The sequence below is a fragment of the Rhizobium esperanzae genome (assembly GCF_014197615.1).
Lineage (GTDB): Bacteria > Pseudomonadota > Alphaproteobacteria > Rhizobiales > Rhizobiaceae > Rhizobium > Rhizobium esperanzae_A.
The window spans coordinates 33,478-48,861 of record NZ_JACIFY010000019.1; the positions used below are offsets into that span (position 1 = coordinate 33,478).

Below are 15,384 nucleotides of genomic sequence, written 5' to 3' on the forward strand. Positions count from 1 at the left end.
CCTCAGGCCGCCCGTTCGATTCTGGTCAATCCGCCCATATAAGGCAGCAAAACGTCCGGAATCGTGACGGAACCATCCTCGTTCAGATAATTTTCGAGGACAGCGATCAGGCAGCGGCCGACGGCGGTGCCGGAACCGTTCAGCGTGTGGACGAACCTGTTGCTCTTGTCGTCCTTGCCGCGGTAACGCGCATTCATGCGCCGGGCCTGGAAATCGCCGCAGACCGAGCAGGAGGAAATCTCGCGGAAGGCATTCTGCCCCGGCAGCCAGACTTCAAGATCGTAGGTCTTGCGCGAGCCGAAGCCCATGTCGCCGGTGCAAAGGGTCATCGTGCGGAAATGCAGGCCGAGGCGCTTCAGCACTTCTTCGGCGCAGGCGGTCATGCGCTCATGCTCGGCAATCGAGCTCTCGGCATCGGTGATCGAGACGAGCTCGCATTTCCAGAACTGGTGCTGGCGCAGCATGCCGCGCGTGTCGCGGCCGGCCGAGCCCGCTTCCGAACGGAAGGACGGGGTCAATGCGGTGAAGCGGAGCGGCAGTTTCTCCTGATCGAGGATTTCCTCACGCACCAGATTGGTCAGCGTCACCTCGGCTGTCGGAATGAGATAACGTCCATCCGTCGTCTTGAAGAGATCCTCTTCGAACTTCGGCAGATTGCCGGTGCCGAACAGCGCCTCGGCGCGCACCATCAGCGGCGAACTGACTTCGGTATAGCCGTGCTCGCGGGTGTGGAGATCGATCATGAACTGGCCGAGCGCGCGCTCGAGCCTGGCAAGCGGCCCGGTCAGAACCGTGAAGCGCGAACCGGAAAGCTTGGCGGCGCGCTCGAAATCCATGTAGCCGAGCGCTTCGCCGATCTCGAAGTGTTCCTTCGGCGTATGGTTCCAGCGCGGCTTTTCACCGATGGTGCGGGTGACGACATTGTCATGCTCGTCCTTGCCGACAGGGACCTCGTCGAGCGGCACGTTCGGAATGCGCGACAGCGCGTCGGTGAGCTCGGCGGAAAGCGCGCGCTCCTCCTCCTCGGCTGCGGGCAGCGTCTCCTTGATATCGGCGACCTCTGCCTTCAGCTTTTCGGCCAGTTCGGCGTTCTTCTGCGCCATGGCCGCGCCGATCTCCTTGGAGGCGGCGTTGCGGCGAGAGAGCAAATCCTGCGCCTTCTGCACGGCAGACCGGCGCTTTTCATCGAGGGCGACGAGACTTTGGGCCAGAGGCTCCGCACCGCGCTTGGCAAGGGCGGCATCGAGCGCTTCGGGATTCTCACGGATCCATTTGATATCGAGCATCGTCGTTCCAGGTCGTTGCAACAGAAATGACCCGGCCAAAGCCTGACCGGGCTTCGACCGGATGAGACGGCGTCACAAAGGGATTTCCAGGATCGCCTCAGACGCTGTCCGTCTTGGCAACGTCCGCGGATTCGGTTTCCTTTTCGAGCGCCTGCCGAGCACGCTGGCGCTCCACGAGTCGCGCCGCATGAATGGAAATCTCGTAGAGAAGGATCGTCGGTATCGCAAGGCCGATCTGGGACATCGGGTCCGGCGGCGTCAGCACGGCGGCGACGACGAAGGCAAGCACGATGGCGAATTTGCGCTTTTCGGCGAGCCATTGCGATGTCAGCAGGCCGACGCGGGCAAGCAGCGTGGTGATGACGGGCAGCTGGAAGACGAGGCCGAAGGAGAAGACCAGCGTCATGATCAGGCTCAGATATTCCGAGACCTTCGGCATCAGCGAGATCGCCACTTCGTCATGACCGGGCGCCTGCTGCATCGACAGGAAGAACCACATGACCATCGGCGTGAAGAAGAAATAGACGAGCGCGGCGCCCATCAGGAACAGGACCGGCGAAGCGATCAGGAACGGCAGGAAGGCCTGACGCTCGTTCTTGTAGAGACCCGGCGCCACGAATTTGTAGACCTGGGCGGCAATGATCGGGAATGCGACCACAAGACCGCCGAACATCGCCACCTTGACCTGGGTGAAGAAGAATTCCTGCGGCGCGGTGTAGATGAGCTGGGCTTTTTCGACGTCGAGATGGGCCCATTCCACGGCGGTTTTGTAGGGAATGACCAGATAGTTGAAGAGATGCTTGGCAAAAAAGAAGCATGCGATGAAGGCGACGAAAAACGCGCCGATCGACCAGATCAGTCGCGTGCGCAGCTCCATCAGGTGCTCGATCAGCGGCTGCGGCTTGTCTTCGATATCACCGCTCATGCCTCGTCCTTCTCTGTCTGCGCCGGCTTCTTCGGCGTTGCAGGCTTCCTCACCGCCGTCGTGCGCTTGGGCTTTTCCACCGGCACGGCGACAGCGGCCGCGGCATCGACCTTGTCAGCGGCTTTGACGCGCGGCTTGCGAACAGCCTTCGGCTTGGCGGCAACTGTATCGGCCCGAACAATCGCTGCGGCTGGCTCAAGCTGCACAGGCGTCGGCACCAAAGGCGGCGTTTCCGGCAGGCTCATCGACGGCGTCGGGGCCGAAACGGCAGCCGGTGGCACTTCGGTCTTATTTTCCGGAGCGGCGGACGCCTTCTGCAGATCGGCCTTGATCTCGTTGCCCATCTGGCGAAGCGGGTTCATCGCCTCGCGCAGGCTGTTGACCGGGTTGAGCTTCTGGGCGTCGCTGATGGTCTGGCGGACGTCGTCAAGCTCGGCTTCGCGCAACGCTTCGTCGAACTGCGCACGAAATTCACCCGCGACCTTGCGGGCGCGCTGCGTCATCTTGCCGAAAGCGCGCAGCATCGGCGGCAAATCCTTGGGACCGACAACGACGATCAGCACGACCGCGATGACCAAAAGCTCGGTCCAGCCTATATCGAACATGCAAGGCTCCTGGACGGGAAGCGCGGGGGCTGCGCTTTTTCCCGGACTTGTTTACTTCGTTTCGTCGGCCTTGTGATCGACGGTCTTTGCCGTCTCCGGCGCGTCTTCGTCCGTCATGCCCTTCTTGAAGCTTTTGATGCCCTTGGCAACGTCGCCCATCAGTTCCGGAATCTTGCCGCGACCGAACAACAACAGCACGATGACCAGAACGATCAACCAGTGCCACATGCTAAAAGAACCCATTACCCTAACTCCCTGTTTCGTTGTTCCCACGATGTAAGGATTTCTAACACCGTTTCCAACATCAAGCCTTTTGAACTGCGCTTAATGTCACGGTATCGCCCTTTGTGACAAGCCATTGACCTGCCGAAAAGTGGTGGCCCCCATTGTTTTCGCCATGCGTGGCAAAAGCAAGACGCAAGCCCCTCAATCTTCGGATGCGCCGCGCGGCGCCAGCAACCCCAGCTCTTCCAGATCCATCTGGGTGATCGGGTCCTCGTCCTCGGTCAATTCGTCGTTCATCGGTGAGGGAATATTGAAGTTTGCCGGAATCCGGCCCGACAGCAAGCCCGCTCCCTTCAACTCTTCGAGACCGGGCAGATCGCGCAGCTCTTCGAGCCCGAAATGATCGAGAAAATCGCGTGTCGTGCCCAATGTCACCGGCCGGCCCGGCGTGCGCCGGCGGCCACGAAACCGTACCCAGCCGGCTTCCATCAGCACGTCGAGCGTGCCGCGCGAGGTCTGAACGCCGCGGATATCCTCGATCTCGGCCCGCGTCACCGGCTGGTGATAGGCGATGATCGCCAGCACTTCCAGTGCGGCGCGCGACAGCTTCTTCACCTCGTTGTCGTCGCGGCGGATGACGAAGGAGAGATCGGCGGCGGTGCGGAAGGCCCAGGCGCCCTCGACCTGCACGAGGTTGACGCCGCGCGGCGCATATTGCTCCTTCAGGCGCAGCATGATTGCGTGCACATCTGTCTTTACAGGCAGGCGCTCGGCGAGGAAACCTTCCGAGACCGGTTGCGAGGAGGCGAAGACCAGTGCCTCGGCGATGCGCTCCGCCTCGATCTCAACCTGCAGATCGCGGCTCCTCTTTTCGAAATCGTCCTCGAAATCCTCTTCGCTCTTTGGATCGATCAAGCCGGCTGCTCCTGCTCCACCACCTGCAGCGTGGCGTGTTTGGGACCGCGGCGCATGTATATCGGCTGAAAGGCGCCGTCCTGGCGGATTTCAAGCTTGCCCTCGCGCACCAGCTCCAGCGAGGCGGCAAAAGCGCTGGCGATCGCCGTGACGCGTTCTTCGGGCGCTGCGAGATAACGCAGCAGATAATGCTCCATCGCCGTCCAGTCGCCGACCTCGCCGATCATCTGTGTCAGCAGTTCGCGGGCATCCGTCAGCGACCAGACATTGCGCCTCTCGATCGTCACCTGGGTGACGGCATTGCGCTGGCGCAGCGCCGCATAGGCGGTCAGAAGATCGTAGAGGCTTGCCGCATAAGCGGATTGCTGCCGGTCGGGAATATGCTCGGGCGCACCGCGCACGAAAATGTCGCGGCCGAGGCGGTTGCGGTTGACCAGGCCTTCTGCCGCCTGGCGCATGGCTTCGAGGCGTTTCAGCCGGAAGGCGAGCGTCGCCGCCATCTCCTCGCCCGACGGACCGTCATCCTTGATCTGCTGGGGAATGAGCAGCCGCGACTTGAGATAGGCGAGCCAAGCCGCCATGACGAGATAATCGGCGGCCAGCTCGATGCGGATACGCCGGGCGCTTTCGACGAATTGCAGATATTGTTCGGCGAGCGCCAGCACGGAAATGCGCGACAGGTCGACCTTCTGATTGCGGGCAAGATAGAGCAACAGGTCGAGCGGACCTTCGAAACCGGCGACATCGATCACCAGCGCCGGCTCGTGGCTGGCGCGCTCGGCACTATTATCCTGCCACAGCTTGTCCATCGGCGTTGCCGCCTGCGGACGTTCCGTGCCCTTGACCGTGTTCACCACCCTGCTCCTCTGCGATCAGACCGTCGCAAACATCGCTTCGAATTCCGCCCTCAATTCCGCTTCATCGGCGGCATCCGGCGCTGAGAAGCCAGCTTCCACCGCTTTCGCGCGGGCAAGCGAAGCGCCGGCCAGCGGGGGAACATTTGCCACGACATCCAGCATCTCGTCCATATGGCCATTGCAATGCAGCACGATATCGCATCCGCCTGCAATGATATTCGCCGCGCGTTCGCCGATCGTGCCGGAAAGAGCATTCATCGAGCTGTCGTCGGAGAGCAGCAGACCGGTAAAACCGATATGCTCGCGGATGACGCCGTCAATCACCTTGCGCGAGGTCGTCGCCGGATTGTCGGGGTCGATCGATGTGAAGACGACGTGGCAGGTCATTGCCATCAGCTCGTCCTTCATCGCGACGAAGGGCGGGAAATCATGGGCCTCCAGCTCATCGCGGGAAACGGTGACGACAGGCAGTTCCAGATGTGAATCGGCAAAGCCGCGGCCGTGGCCGGGCATATGTTTCATGACAGGCAGCAGACCGCCGGCCTTCAGCCCTTCGGCAGCCGCCCGGCCCATGGCGATGACGGTCTCGGGATCGCCGCCATAGGCACGGTCGCCGATGACGTTGCTGCTGCCCTCGACCGGCACATCGAGCACCGGCAGGCAATCGACATCGATGCCGAGGCGCGAAAGATCGAAGGCGTGCAGCCGCGACATCACCCAGGCGGCGCGCAGGCCGAGCGCCGGGTCGCGGCGATAAAGATCGCCGAGCGCCTGGCCCGAGGGATAACGGGCAAAAACCGGCGGACGGATGCGCTGGACGCGGCCGCCCTCCTGGTCGATCAGCACCGGCGCATGCCAGCCGACACTGTCGCGCAGTTCGGCGACAAGATCGGTGATCTGCCCTGCTTCGGAGATGTTGCGCCCAAAGAGAATGAAGCCCCAGGGTCGCTCGCCCCGATAGAAGGCTTTCTCTTCGGATGTGAGGGCTAGGCCGCTGCAGCCAAGGATCATCGCTTTTGATTCGGTCATATGAGAATCATAGACAGCGGCCCGCCAAATGCGAGCGAGGCTAGGCGCGATGCACAAAAAAGAGCGGCGGACCGATCCGGCCCGCCGCTCGTTAAATCAATCAAAGACCCGATGCTACTTGGAGATCAAGCAGCTTCCACCTGCCGCGCGATACTGTTCGCAAAGCGCTGCGGCTTCGTCCTTGGAGCCGGCCGGGATACGGACACGGTAGAAGATCCCCTTGCCGGCGACATCGGCCCTGCGGATCTCATGAGCGCGGCCGCTCAGCACGCCGGCAAATTTCTTCGACAGGCTGGCGTAGGATTTGTTCGCTTCGTCTTCCGATGGCAGCGAGGCGATCTGGATGCCGTAGCCGCCGGCAGACGCGGCCTGCTGCGGCTTGGCGGCGGCTGGCGTTGCGGCTGCGACCTCCGTCGTCTTCGGCTGTTGCGCGGTTGGGCGGACATTGCCCTTCTCGGTCACGGTGCCGACGACGTTGACGGGCTGGTCGGTCGGCCGGGCGGTCGGGATCGGAGCGGTATCGGTGATCGCCGTGGTCTTGACCGGGCGCACCGCCGGATCGACCGGGGCGGGATTTGCAGCCTGCGTGTCGGCGTCAGCTGCAAGCGGCTGGGCAGGCGCTGCAGAACGCGCATCGGCGGAAGCAACCTCGGCGTTTGACGGGAAGCTTGCGGCCGTTCCAGCGACCGGAGGCACGGACGGGGTCGAGCGGGCCGTCAACGGCGGCGTCGCTTGGGCAGATGGCGTCGCCTGGGCAGACGTTGTCGCCTGGGCAGACTGCGTCGCCTGGGCAGAGGGTGTCGCCAAGGCAGGCGTCGGCTGGTCGGCGGGCTCCGGTTCCTCACGGGCGACCAGGGTGCCGTCAGGCTTGACGATCATCGTGCGAACCTTGCGTGGCGAAACGGACGGCGTCTTGTCGGCATCGCTTGCGGGAGCGGTGTCGGCATTGCCCTGGTTCGGCAGCAGACGCGGATCCTCCGTTTCACCGACCGCGGTCGGTGAGACCTGATCGCCTGGGTTGGCGTTCTCGTCGTCCTCAGGCAGCGATTCCGGTGTCAGCGTGCGCTGGACGACATCAACCGGGGCCTCGTCGGAAGAAACCAGCGCCTTCTGCTTCGGCTCCTCGGCAGAACCCGCAACACGATCGTAGACGGCCTTATCCTGGTTCGGCACGGTCTTGCCGCCGGGATTTTCCGGAACGACCTTGACCGGGTCCTTGTCGGCAACGATCACGCGCGGCTCGCCGGATGCGACGATGCCGAGCCCCTCGCCGTTCCAGACGGAGGAATAGACGCCATAACCGACGCCGGCAAAGACCACGAGTACGACGGTTCCGGCCAGCAGCCGGCGCATCGACCGGGCGCGGCTGAAATCAGCCGCCTGGCTTGCCGATTCAATCCGGACCTCGGAGGTCTCGCGGCGCTCGACGGGCTCGCGCACGCTGCGGCGGAAATCCTCCTCCAGCGCCCGCTCGAAATCATCGAGGCCATCGGCGATGGTGGGCTTGACCGGCTTTGCCGCGGCGGCGGCCGTATCCCTGGCCGGGGCCGGGTTTTCCCGCGGCTTGGCCGGTTCGAAGAAACTCGCGATCTCCGCGTCGAGATCGAAATCCAGATCCTGAGCTTTTGCGACCGGTGCGGGCTGCTCGACCGGCGGCAGCGCCGGCACATGCATGTCCTCGACCGTTTCAGGACGTTCCTCCGGATCGGAGATCATCGCCGGATCAAACGGCAGGTCCTCGGTGGAGTCCGAGACCGGTGCCGCCCAGTTGAAGGCCGGAGCCGGAGCGGGAGTCGGCACCTGCGGCGCGGCAGCAAGGGCCGGAGCAGGCCGCACAGGGGCGGAAGCCGCCGGTTGGAAAGCCGGAACTTGCGGCTCAGGCACAAAAACCGGGGCAGAGCGAGTCGCGGCGGCCGCGGCCTGCTGGGAAGCACGCACCGGCGGCTCCGGCTGCGGCGCGGGCTCAGACGCTGTCAGCTCGGGCGGTTCGGAGAAATCGAGATCGGCAAGCTCCAGCTCGATGCCGGCAAGATCCAGCTCGAAATCATGACCGGCGAAGGGGTCGTCGGCGGCTTCCGCTACGGGTTGCGGCGCCCGCGAATATGCCGGTGCGGCAGGCTGAGGTGCAATGACCTCGGCAAGCTGCGGTGCGACCGGCCTTGCAGCTTCGGCAGCATAGACCGGAGCCGGCTCGACCGGCACAGGCCGAACGGAAGCAGCGGCGACCGGTGCGGGCGCAATCACTTGCGGCTCGACGAATGCGGCGGCAGCAACCGGCGCTGCGTCCACCAATTCGGCCTGCGGCGAAACGGGAGCCGGATTGGCGCGTTGCGGCACCGGATAACGCGAGACGTCGGCGAGCAGATCGTCAAGATCGAAAGTGCCGGCAGTGTGAGGAATCTCCGGTACGACCTCGGTCAGCGCGGCATCGGCCTGGATCTCGCCTTCGACGGCGGCGGCAATGAGATCGAAACCGGCATCGGATCCGAAATCTTCCAGCACGTCTTCGATTTCGACGAAGTCCTCGGCCTCGGCCGGTTCTTCCGACGCGATCACCTCGTCGTGGCGATCGAGCTCGGCAGGAAAGCCAAGCGACGGAGATGCGGATTCGAATTCCTCAGACGGCTCGACACTGACGACGGAGGCCAATTGCTCGACGACGGGGGCGGACGGCTCGATCACCGGCTGCGGCTTTGCAGCGGCAAGCTCGACGGGCGGCGCTTCCGCCACCGGCGCTGCTGCGACAGCTTCAGCCACCGACACCGGCGGAACAACCGCTTCCTCGCGTTTTGCGGCGTGGAAATTGGCAAGCGGCAGCCTGATGCTGGCGGCCGACCATTGCGGCGCCTTGGCGGGCTGCGGCAGCGACGAGACCGGAGCAGTGCCGATCGACAGCTCAAGTTCCTCGATCAGGTCGCGTGCACCGCCGAAGGCCGACTGCACTGGCGCCTCGGCGGGCTCGACGGCAAGCTGCTGCGGCCAAGCCACATGGTCGACGGCGGGCGCATCCCAGTTGCCTGCGTCGGGCAGAACGACTTCCTCAGCCTCGGCAGAGACTGACGAAACCGGCTCGGGAATCTCTACCTCGGCAGCGGGAGAGACATCGAGCGCGGGCTCGATGTAATCTTCAGGAACGACGTCGTCAGAGATCGGCTCGGCGGGGCGATCGAGCTCTGCGAGCGGACGTGGTGAATCGTAACGGTCAAACTCGCGCCCAAGCTCGTCTTCGAGATCGAGGGCAGGCTCGCGCCGTGCTTCGGTCACCGTATTTGCTGCAACACGCGGCTCGAAGCCGACGATACGGGCAAGTTCGGCCAACGGATCATCGTCGGCAAACAGATCGTCTTTTCCGCGCGTATCATACGCAAGTTGTTTATCAGCCATGCCTATCCCACTCGCAAACGCCAACTCTGAGATGCCAGCGCATTGTGGGGAAATGGTGACGTTATCGCATTTCGTCCGGTGCGGCAGTGCCTGTAATGGCAAGTCCCGACTTCAAAACCGACGCGACGGCGTACACCAGCCCAAGTCTGGCAATACTTGATTCTCGGTTTTTATCATTAACAAATCGTAATTCCGGCTGATCTTTACCTTTGTTCCAGTGCGCGTGGAAGGAACTGGCGAGGTCGTAGAGGTAAAAAGCGAGGCGATGCGGCTCCTGCGACTGGGCTGCCGCCTCGACCACACGCGGGAATTCAGCAAGCTTGGCGACGAGCTGCAATTCGGCCGGATCGCCAATGCCAGCAACGGTTTTCGCGAGTTCGGCGGGCGAAACTTCGAGGTCGGGAAAAGCCTCCCTCGCCTGCCGGAAGACCGACATGCAGCGGGCATGCGCATATTGCACGTAAAAAACCGGATTATCTTTCGACTGTTCCGTCACTTTGGCGAAATCGAAGTCGAGCGGCTCGGAATTCTTGCGGTAAAGCATCATGAACCGGACCGAATCACGGCCGACTTCCTCGACGACGTCCCGAAGCGTGACGAAATCGCCCGACCGTTTCGACATCTTCACCGGCTCGCCATTACGATAGAGCTTGACGAGCTGGCAGAGCAGCACCGTCAGCTTTGCCTTACCTTCGGAAACGCCGCGCGCAACCGCTTCCAGGCGCTTGACGTAGCCGCCATGGTCGGCGCCGAGCACATAAATCATCTCGTCGAAACCGCGATCGAACTTGTTCTTGAAGTAGGCGACGTCGGCCGCGAAATAGGTGTAGGAGCCGTCCGACTTGATCAGCGGCCGGTCCATATCGTCGCCCACCTCGGTCGAGCGGAACAGCGTCTGTTCACGATCCTCCCAATCCTCAGGCAACTGGCCCTTCGGCGGCGGCAGCGTGCCCTTGTAGACATAGCCCTTGAAGGTCAGGTCGTTGATCGCCGTGCGGATGGCGGCTGCGCCATTGGCATGCAGGGTGCGTTCGGAGAAGAAGATGTCGTGATGGACGTTCAGCGCCGCCAGGTCTTCGCGGATCATCACCATCATCGCGTCGATGGTGCGGTCCTTGACGATCGGCATCCATTGGTCTTCCGGCATGTTGTGCAGCCGCACGCCGTAATCGGCGGCCAGCGACTGCCCGACGGGCACGAGATAGTCACCCGGGTAAAGACCCGAGGGGATTTCGCCGATCTTTTCGCCGAGCGCTTCGCGATAGCGCAGGAAGACGGAACGGGCGAGCACGTCGATCTGCGAGCCGGCGTCGTTGATGTAATATTCCTTCTCGACGCCGTAGCCGGCAAAGGCGAGCAGGTTGGCGAGCGCATCGCCGACGACGGCACCGCGGCAATGGCCGACATGCATCGGGCCGGTCGGATTGGCCGAGACATATTCGACGTTGACCTTCCGGCCCTCGCCGAGCGTCGAGCGGCCGTAGTCGGTGCCTGCGCCGATCATCGAAGCGAGCAGCCGCTGCCAGTAGCCGACAGACAGACGAATGTTGATGAAACCGGGGCCCGCGACCGAAACATCGGCGACGTCGGCATCCTCCCGGAGCTTGGCAATGATGATGTCGGCCAGCGCGCGCGGGTTGGTTCCGAGCGGTTTTGCCAAGACCATTGCGGCGTTGGTCGCAACGTCGCCATGGCTCGCGTCACGCGGCGGCTCGACGGCGATGCGGCCGAAATCGAGTTCGGATCGCTTTTCCCTGACCAGATCGATCTGTTCAAGGGCGGTTTTGATCCTGGTTTCGAAGTCGGTAAAAACGTTCATCGCACTCTTCCATGCATAGGCTGTGCCAAAGGCTCAAATCAGGCCTCGGCGGGCGACCGCTGCCTATCGCAAATCCGGAGTGTGGTCAAACAAGCGCCTGTGGGCACTGATCGCGTAGGTATCGGTCATGCCGGCAAGATAATCGCCGACATGGCGGGCTTTCGGCGCATCGGCGAGACCGGCGATATGATCGACCCAGTAATGGCTCTGCATCTCTTTGGGATTGGCCATGTAGGCGGCAAAGAGATCGGTGACGATCCGGGCCGCACCGGCGCGGATGCGCATGATATCGGGATTGCGATAGATGCGTTTGAACAGCATCGCCTTGATCTGCCTGTCGGTTTCGGCCATCTTTTCGGAAAAGGTGGCGATGACCTGGTCGGCGCCGCGGATGTCGGCTGCGCTTTCAGGGCGCAGCAGGGAAAGGCGCTCCTGCGCCACTGCGATGACGTCTTCGACCATGCGGGTGATCTGCCGGCGCATGATTTCATGGGTGAAGCGGCTCGGCTCCAGATGCGGGTATCGCGCCCTCACCTCGGCCATCAACCCGGCCAGAAACGGAATTTCCTCCAGCATGTCGAAAGTCAGGTAGCCGGAGCGCAGGCCGTCGTCGATGTCATGGGTGTTGTAGGCGATGTCGTCGGCGATGGCCGCGACCTGGGCCTCCAGACTGGCATAGGTTGCAAGTTCGAGATCGTGCAGTTCGCAATAATCGAGGATCGGCTGCGGAACAGGGCCGCGCGTGCCCACACCCTCCGGCGTCAGCAGCGGACCATTGTGTTTGACGAGGCCTTCGAGGCTTTCCCATGTCAGGTTGATGCCGTCGAATTCGGCATAACGCCGCTCCAGCTTGGTCACGATGCGCAGCGATTGGGCATTGTGGTCGAAACCGCCATAGGGCAGCAGCACCTCGTGCAGCGCGTCCTCACCGGTATGACCGAACGGCGTGTGGCCGAAATCATGCACAAGCGCCACGCCTTCGGCCAGGTCCTCGTCAAGCCTCAGGGCGCGGGCAAGCGCGCGGGCAATCTGCGCCACCTCGATCGTATGCGTCAGCCGGGTGCGGTAGTGATCACCGTCCTGGGCGATGAAGACCTGAGTCTTGTGCTTCAGCCGGCGGAAGGCGGTGGTATGGACGATGCGGTCGCGGTCGCGCTGGAAATCGGAGCGCGTCGGGCTGCCGTCCTCCTGATAGAGCCGTCCGCGCGACGTCCAGGGGTCGGCCGCATAGACCGCCCTTTCACCGCTGCCGAAACCTAGAGCACGCCTATCGATCGTCATTCTTCACCGTCATCCTGCAATGTTGCCGCATCTGCCCATTGACGCCGCTTTGCGCTCTTCATACCTATAGCCCGATCAAACGGCAAAGAGGTGCTTTTCCAATCGCCTCGGCGCATCGTGGCCTTTTAGCGAAGATCATGATAAGTTTGTTTGATATCAGGCATTTGAACATTTAAGTGCCAAAACCCATTCTCTCCGGATCTTGACCCCGGCAGGAGGAAACATGACGGATACGAGTGTAACCCTTTCAGATGCCGCAGCAAAGCGTATCGCTGCGATCGTCGGCGCCGAGGCCGGCAAGAGCGCACTGCGCGTTTCCGTCGAAGGCGGCGGCTGTTCGGGCTTTTCCTACAAGTTCGATCTTGCCGAGGGCGCCGGTGACGACGACGTCGTCGTCGAAAAGAACAATGCCAAAGTGCTGATCGACAGCCTTTCGCTCGTCTACATGGCGGGCTCCGAGATCGACTTCGTCGACAATCTGCTCGGCCAATCCTTCCAGATCAAGAACCCGAATGCGGTGGCAAGCTGCGGTTGCGGCACCAGTTTCTCGATCTGAAGATCTGAACCTTTGACATTGTCCCCATCGAACCGGCCGAAGAACTGCTTCCGGCCGGTTTATCGTCTTGTCCCCCGGCGAAATACCGCGATACAAGAGGCCACTAGAATATTTTCGTTTTTCTTCGAATCACGAAAATGCTCTATCTCTTTGTTTTCACGCACTTTGTAATGTCGTCACGAACGGGACAGAGCCATGAAGATCGCGACCTGGAACATCAACGGCGTCAAGGCGCGCATCGACAATCTCACGCAATGGCTGAAGGATTCCGATCCGGATATCGTCTGCCTCCAGGAGATCAAGACAGTCGACGAAGGCTTTCCCAGGCTGGAGATCGAGGCGCTCGGCTATCACGTCGAGACGCACGGCCAGAAGGGTTTCAACGGCGTGGCGATCCTGTCCAAGAGTTCCCCTTCCGAAGTGAACCGCGGCCTGCCCGGCGATCCGCTCGACGAACAGTCGCGCTTCATCGAAGCGGTGTTCACGCTGCCCGACACGCGCATCCTGCGCGTCTGCTGCCTCTACCTGCCGAACGGCAATCCCGTCGACACGGAGAAATATCCCTACAAGCTCGCCTGGATGGAGCGCCTGCGGACGTTTGCCGCCGAGCGGCTGGCCTATGAAGAAATGCTGGTGCTTGCCGGCGATTACAATGTCATCCCGGAGCCGCACGACTGCTTCGATCCCAAGGTCTGGGAAAACGACGCGCTGTTTCTGCCACAGACGCGGGAGGCGTTCCGCCGGCTCGAAAATCTCGGGCTGACGGATGCGGTGCGCGCGACGACCGATGCGACGCAATTCTATTCCTTCTGGGATTATCAGGCCGGCGCCTGGCCGAAGAACAACGGCATCCGCATCGACCATCTGCTGCTGTCGCCTGAGGCCGCCGACCGCATGACGTCGGCTGCAATCGAAAAACATGTGCGGGCGTGGGAAAAGCCGTCCGACCACGTGCCGGTCGTCGCCTATTTCGATTTCGCGGCCTGAGGCTTCCGCTCAGCCTTAATCGTCAGAGCCGCTGGCGATGCTGTGCGAGAGGGATACCGCCGTGCGGCGGTCGGCCTCGTTGGCAACCGAGAAGGCCTGTTCCTGCAGCGCTTCCATCCAGCTGCAATCCTTGGGCTTGCAGCGGTCGAGCGCCGCCGTCATCATCGCCAGGCCGCGAGCCGTCTGGCCTTCGTCGAAAAGAATATTGCCGAAGACCGCCATGGCGCCGGGATGACCGCTCTTGCGGGCCTGGTTCAGCCATTTCTTCGCCTGCTGCGGGCTGGCATTGCCGCCCTCGCCGGCCAGCATCATCTGCGCCAGCTGGAACTGCGCCTCGGGGACGCCAAAGGTGGAGGCCACCTGAAAATAAAGCTGGCGCGCCTGGCCGAGGTCGATCCGGACCGGACTGCCCGAAATGCCGTGTTTGTAATAATTGGCAAGCGACAGCAGCGCATTGACGAAGAAGCCGGTATCTTCCGAACCGGGCTCGACGCCCTGCTGGGCGATCTCGCTGTAAATCTTGAAGGCTTCGAAATCATCCTGCGTGACGCCGTCGCCATCGGCATACATATTGGCGAGCGCCCAGCGCGAGCCGGTATGCCCCTTTTCGGCGGCGTATTTGTAGGCTTCGACCGCCTCTTCCTTCTGGCCGTTCTTATAGGCTTTGAAGCCGAACTTGAAGAGATCGAAGGGGCCGGATTCCTTGCTGACGGGCGCCTTGATATCGAAGGCGCGGGCCGGACCGGACAGTGCCAGCGTCACGGCCATAGACATGCCCATCAGCATGAATTTGAACAGTTTGAACTCGGACGTCACCATTTCAACCGATTTCTTTCGTTCATCGCAGGCAGGAAGCAGCGGCGCTCGCGCCATGCATTCCGCGGATGTATTTCGTCGAGGCGAGCGATCCCGCGGCGAGCTCGATGGCTCCTTTGCCCGCGTCGCATCCAGCCCACTGGCCTTTTCTCAAAGGCCGCATTTTCAGCGCATCTTTCAGAACCACCCAGCTCCCGGCATGGCCCGACTGCAATCTCCGTGGCACTCTTTCAGCAGGTGCGGCATCCGCCTTCCCGCCTTTATCGCATTCGTAAACAGCAAATGTGACGAAACCGGTATCGACATCTTCGGCAAGGCCCATCCGCTCATTCGAGCGGAGCGAAAACCGCAACGATGAACGGCTCGAGGGCATCGCCGCGAGGCCGGATCGGTGGCTGGAACAGCCTTGTGCGGAAAGCGAAACGACCGCCGACAAACGATTGTTGCCAATCATATCGCACGATCTGCTGTTACCGGAAAAAAATCGACCCATGCTACTGATTACACGCACCGTAAGTCTGCCATCTCGTCGCCTGCAAATAGCGGTGCTCCCTATTTGTGGCGGGAAATGGACAAATTCGCCCCACGACCATCATATGCAAACCGTCGTAAAAAAGTGTTGCTGAATCGTCACAAAACGAGACCGGGAATGGCATGGTTAACGGGCACGAATAAAGAAGAGCCCGGCAGTGCCGGGCT

14 protein-coding genes are annotated in these 15,384 nt (G+C 62.0%); 2 read left to right on the plus strand and 12 right to left on the minus strand.

Annotated features, from left to right (window positions below; all coding sequences use genetic code 11):
• Positions 1 to 2 precede the first annotated feature (2 nt).
• The 10 genes from serS to GGD57_RS22915 all read right to left on the minus strand — a co-directional run bounded on the left by serS (position 3) and on the right by GGD57_RS22915 (position 12,326).
• Positions 3 to 1,286: a serine--tRNA ligase gene (serS, locus tag GGD57_RS22870; protein ID WP_184472538.1), complete on the minus strand. Its 1,284-nt coding sequence runs from the start codon at positions 1,284 to 1,286 to the stop codon at positions 3 to 5.
• A gap of 97 nt (positions 1,287 to 1,383) precedes the next feature.
• Positions 1,384 to 2,211: a twin-arginine translocase subunit TatC gene (gene tatC / locus GGD57_RS22875; protein ID WP_097614082.1), complete on the minus strand. Its 828-nt coding sequence runs from the start codon at positions 2,209 to 2,211 to the stop codon at positions 1,384 to 1,386.
• Positions 2,208 to 2,816, minus strand: a complete 609-nt coding sequence (gene tatB, locus GGD57_RS22880; protein ID WP_184472539.1) for a Sec-independent protein translocase protein TatB — start codon at positions 2,814 to 2,816, stop codon at positions 2,208 to 2,210. Before tatB ends, tatC begins: the two co-directional genes overlap by 4 nt.
• 51 nt (positions 2,817 to 2,867) lie before the next feature.
• The gene (locus tag GGD57_RS22885; protein ID WP_064709192.1) at positions 2,868 to 3,059 is read right to left on the minus strand and encodes a twin-arginine translocase TatA/TatE family subunit; all 192 of its coding nucleotides are present in this window, start codon (positions 3,057 to 3,059) and stop codon (positions 2,868 to 2,870) included.
• Between the two features lie 183 nt (positions 3,060 to 3,242).
• Entirely contained in the window at positions 3,243 to 3,956 is a 714-nt protein-coding gene (scpB, locus tag GGD57_RS22890; protein ID WP_184472540.1) for an SMC-Scp complex subunit ScpB, read from the minus strand.
• On the minus strand, positions 3,953 to 4,810 hold the full coding sequence (locus GGD57_RS22895; RefSeq protein ID WP_184472541.1) for a segregation/condensation protein A: 858 nt from the start codon (positions 4,808 to 4,810) through the stop codon (positions 3,953 to 3,955). Before GGD57_RS22895 ends, scpB begins: the two co-directional genes overlap by 4 nt.
• 18 nt (positions 4,811 to 4,828) lie before the next feature.
• A complete protein-coding gene (gene nagZ, locus GGD57_RS22900; RefSeq protein WP_184472542.1) occupies positions 4,829 to 5,842 on the minus strand; it encodes a beta-N-acetylhexosaminidase in 1,014 nt (337 codons plus the stop codon).
• Between the two features lie 114 nt (positions 5,843 to 5,956).
• The gene (locus tag GGD57_RS22905; RefSeq protein ID WP_184472543.1) at positions 5,957 to 9,226 is read right to left on the minus strand and encodes an SPOR domain-containing protein; all 3,270 of its coding nucleotides are present in this window, start codon (positions 9,224 to 9,226) and stop codon (positions 5,957 to 5,959) included.
• Positions 9,227 to 9,287: 61 nt separating this feature from the next.
• Positions 9,288 to 11,045 (minus strand): arginine--tRNA ligase, encoded by a 1,758-nt coding sequence (argS, locus tag GGD57_RS22910; protein ID WP_184472544.1) that lies wholly within the window; start codon positions 11,043 to 11,045, stop codon positions 9,288 to 9,290.
• A 63-nt stretch (positions 11,046 to 11,108) separates the two neighbouring features.
• Positions 11,109 to 12,326, minus strand: coding sequence for a deoxyguanosinetriphosphate triphosphohydrolase (locus GGD57_RS22915; RefSeq protein WP_184472545.1), 1,218 nt, complete (start codon positions 12,324 to 12,326; stop codon positions 11,109 to 11,111).
• A gap of 223 nt (positions 12,327 to 12,549) precedes the next feature.
• On the opposite strand from GGD57_RS22915, the gene erpA reads away from it, so the two are divergent.
• Together erpA and xth are read left to right on the plus strand one after the other, a co-directional pair.
• Positions 12,550 to 12,882, plus strand: a complete 333-nt coding sequence (gene erpA, locus GGD57_RS22920) for an iron-sulfur cluster insertion protein ErpA (protein WP_010068483.1) — start codon at positions 12,550 to 12,552, stop codon at positions 12,880 to 12,882.
• 195 nt (positions 12,883 to 13,077) lie between these two features.
• A complete protein-coding gene (gene xth, locus GGD57_RS22925) occupies positions 13,078 to 13,869 on the plus strand; it encodes an exodeoxyribonuclease III (protein ID WP_184472546.1) in 792 nt (263 codons plus the stop codon).
• Between the two features lie 15 nt (positions 13,870 to 13,884).
• On the opposite strand, the gene exoR is transcribed toward xth, so the two are convergent.
• Positions 13,885 to 14,688, minus strand: a complete 804-nt coding sequence (gene exoR, locus GGD57_RS22930) for an exopolysaccharide production regulator ExoR (RefSeq protein WP_184472547.1) — start codon at positions 14,686 to 14,688, stop codon at positions 13,885 to 13,887.
• A 19-nt stretch (positions 14,689 to 14,707) separates the two neighbouring features.
• Positions 14,708 to 15,139, minus strand: coding sequence for a hypothetical protein (locus GGD57_RS22935; protein ID WP_246713721.1), 432 nt, complete (start codon positions 15,137 to 15,139; stop codon positions 14,708 to 14,710).
• Between the last annotated feature and the right edge of the window lie 245 nt (positions 15,140 to 15,384).

Excerpts from the sequence above, each read along its gene's own strand:
- serS (WP_184472538.1), bottom strand. The coding sequence starts at position 1,286 with ATGCTCGATATCAAATGGATCCGTGAGAATCCCGAAGCGCTCGATGCC.
- tatC (WP_097614082.1), bottom strand. The coding sequence starts at position 2,211 with ATGAGCGGTGATATCGAAGACAAGCCGCAGCCGCTGATCGAGCACCTG.
- tatB (WP_184472539.1), bottom strand. The coding sequence starts at position 2,816 with ATGTTCGATATAGGCTGGACCGAGCTTTTGGTCATCGCGGTCGTGCTG.
- GGD57_RS22885 (WP_064709192.1), bottom strand. The coding sequence starts at position 3,059 with ATGGGTTCTTTTAGCATGTGGCACTGGTTGATCGTTCTGGTCATCGTG.
- nagZ (WP_184472542.1), bottom strand. The coding sequence starts at position 5,842 with ATGACCGAATCAAAAGCGATGATCCTTGGCTGCAGCGGCCTAGCCCTC.
- GGD57_RS22905 (WP_184472543.1), bottom strand. The coding sequence starts at position 9,226 with ATGGCTGATAAACAACTTGCGTATGATACGCGCGGAAAAGACGATCTG.
- argS (WP_184472544.1), bottom strand. The coding sequence starts at position 11,045 with ATGAACGTTTTTACCGACTTCGAAACCAGGATCAAAACCGCCCTTGAA.
- GGD57_RS22915 (WP_184472545.1), bottom strand. The coding sequence starts at position 12,326 with ATGACGATCGATAGGCGTGCTCTAGGTTTCGGCAGCGGTGAAAGGGCG.
- erpA (WP_010068483.1), top strand. The coding sequence starts at position 12,550 with ATGACGGATACGAGTGTAACCCTTTCAGATGCCGCAGCAAAGCGTATC.
- xth (WP_184472546.1), top strand. The coding sequence starts at position 13,078 with ATGAAGATCGCGACCTGGAACATCAACGGCGTCAAGGCGCGCATCGAC.
- exoR (WP_184472547.1), bottom strand. The coding sequence starts at position 14,688 with ATGGTGACGTCCGAGTTCAAACTGTTCAAATTCATGCTGATGGGCATG.
- GGD57_RS22935 (WP_246713721.1), bottom strand. The coding sequence starts at position 15,139 with ATGATTGGCAACAATCGTTTGTCGGCGGTCGTTTCGCTTTCCGCACAA.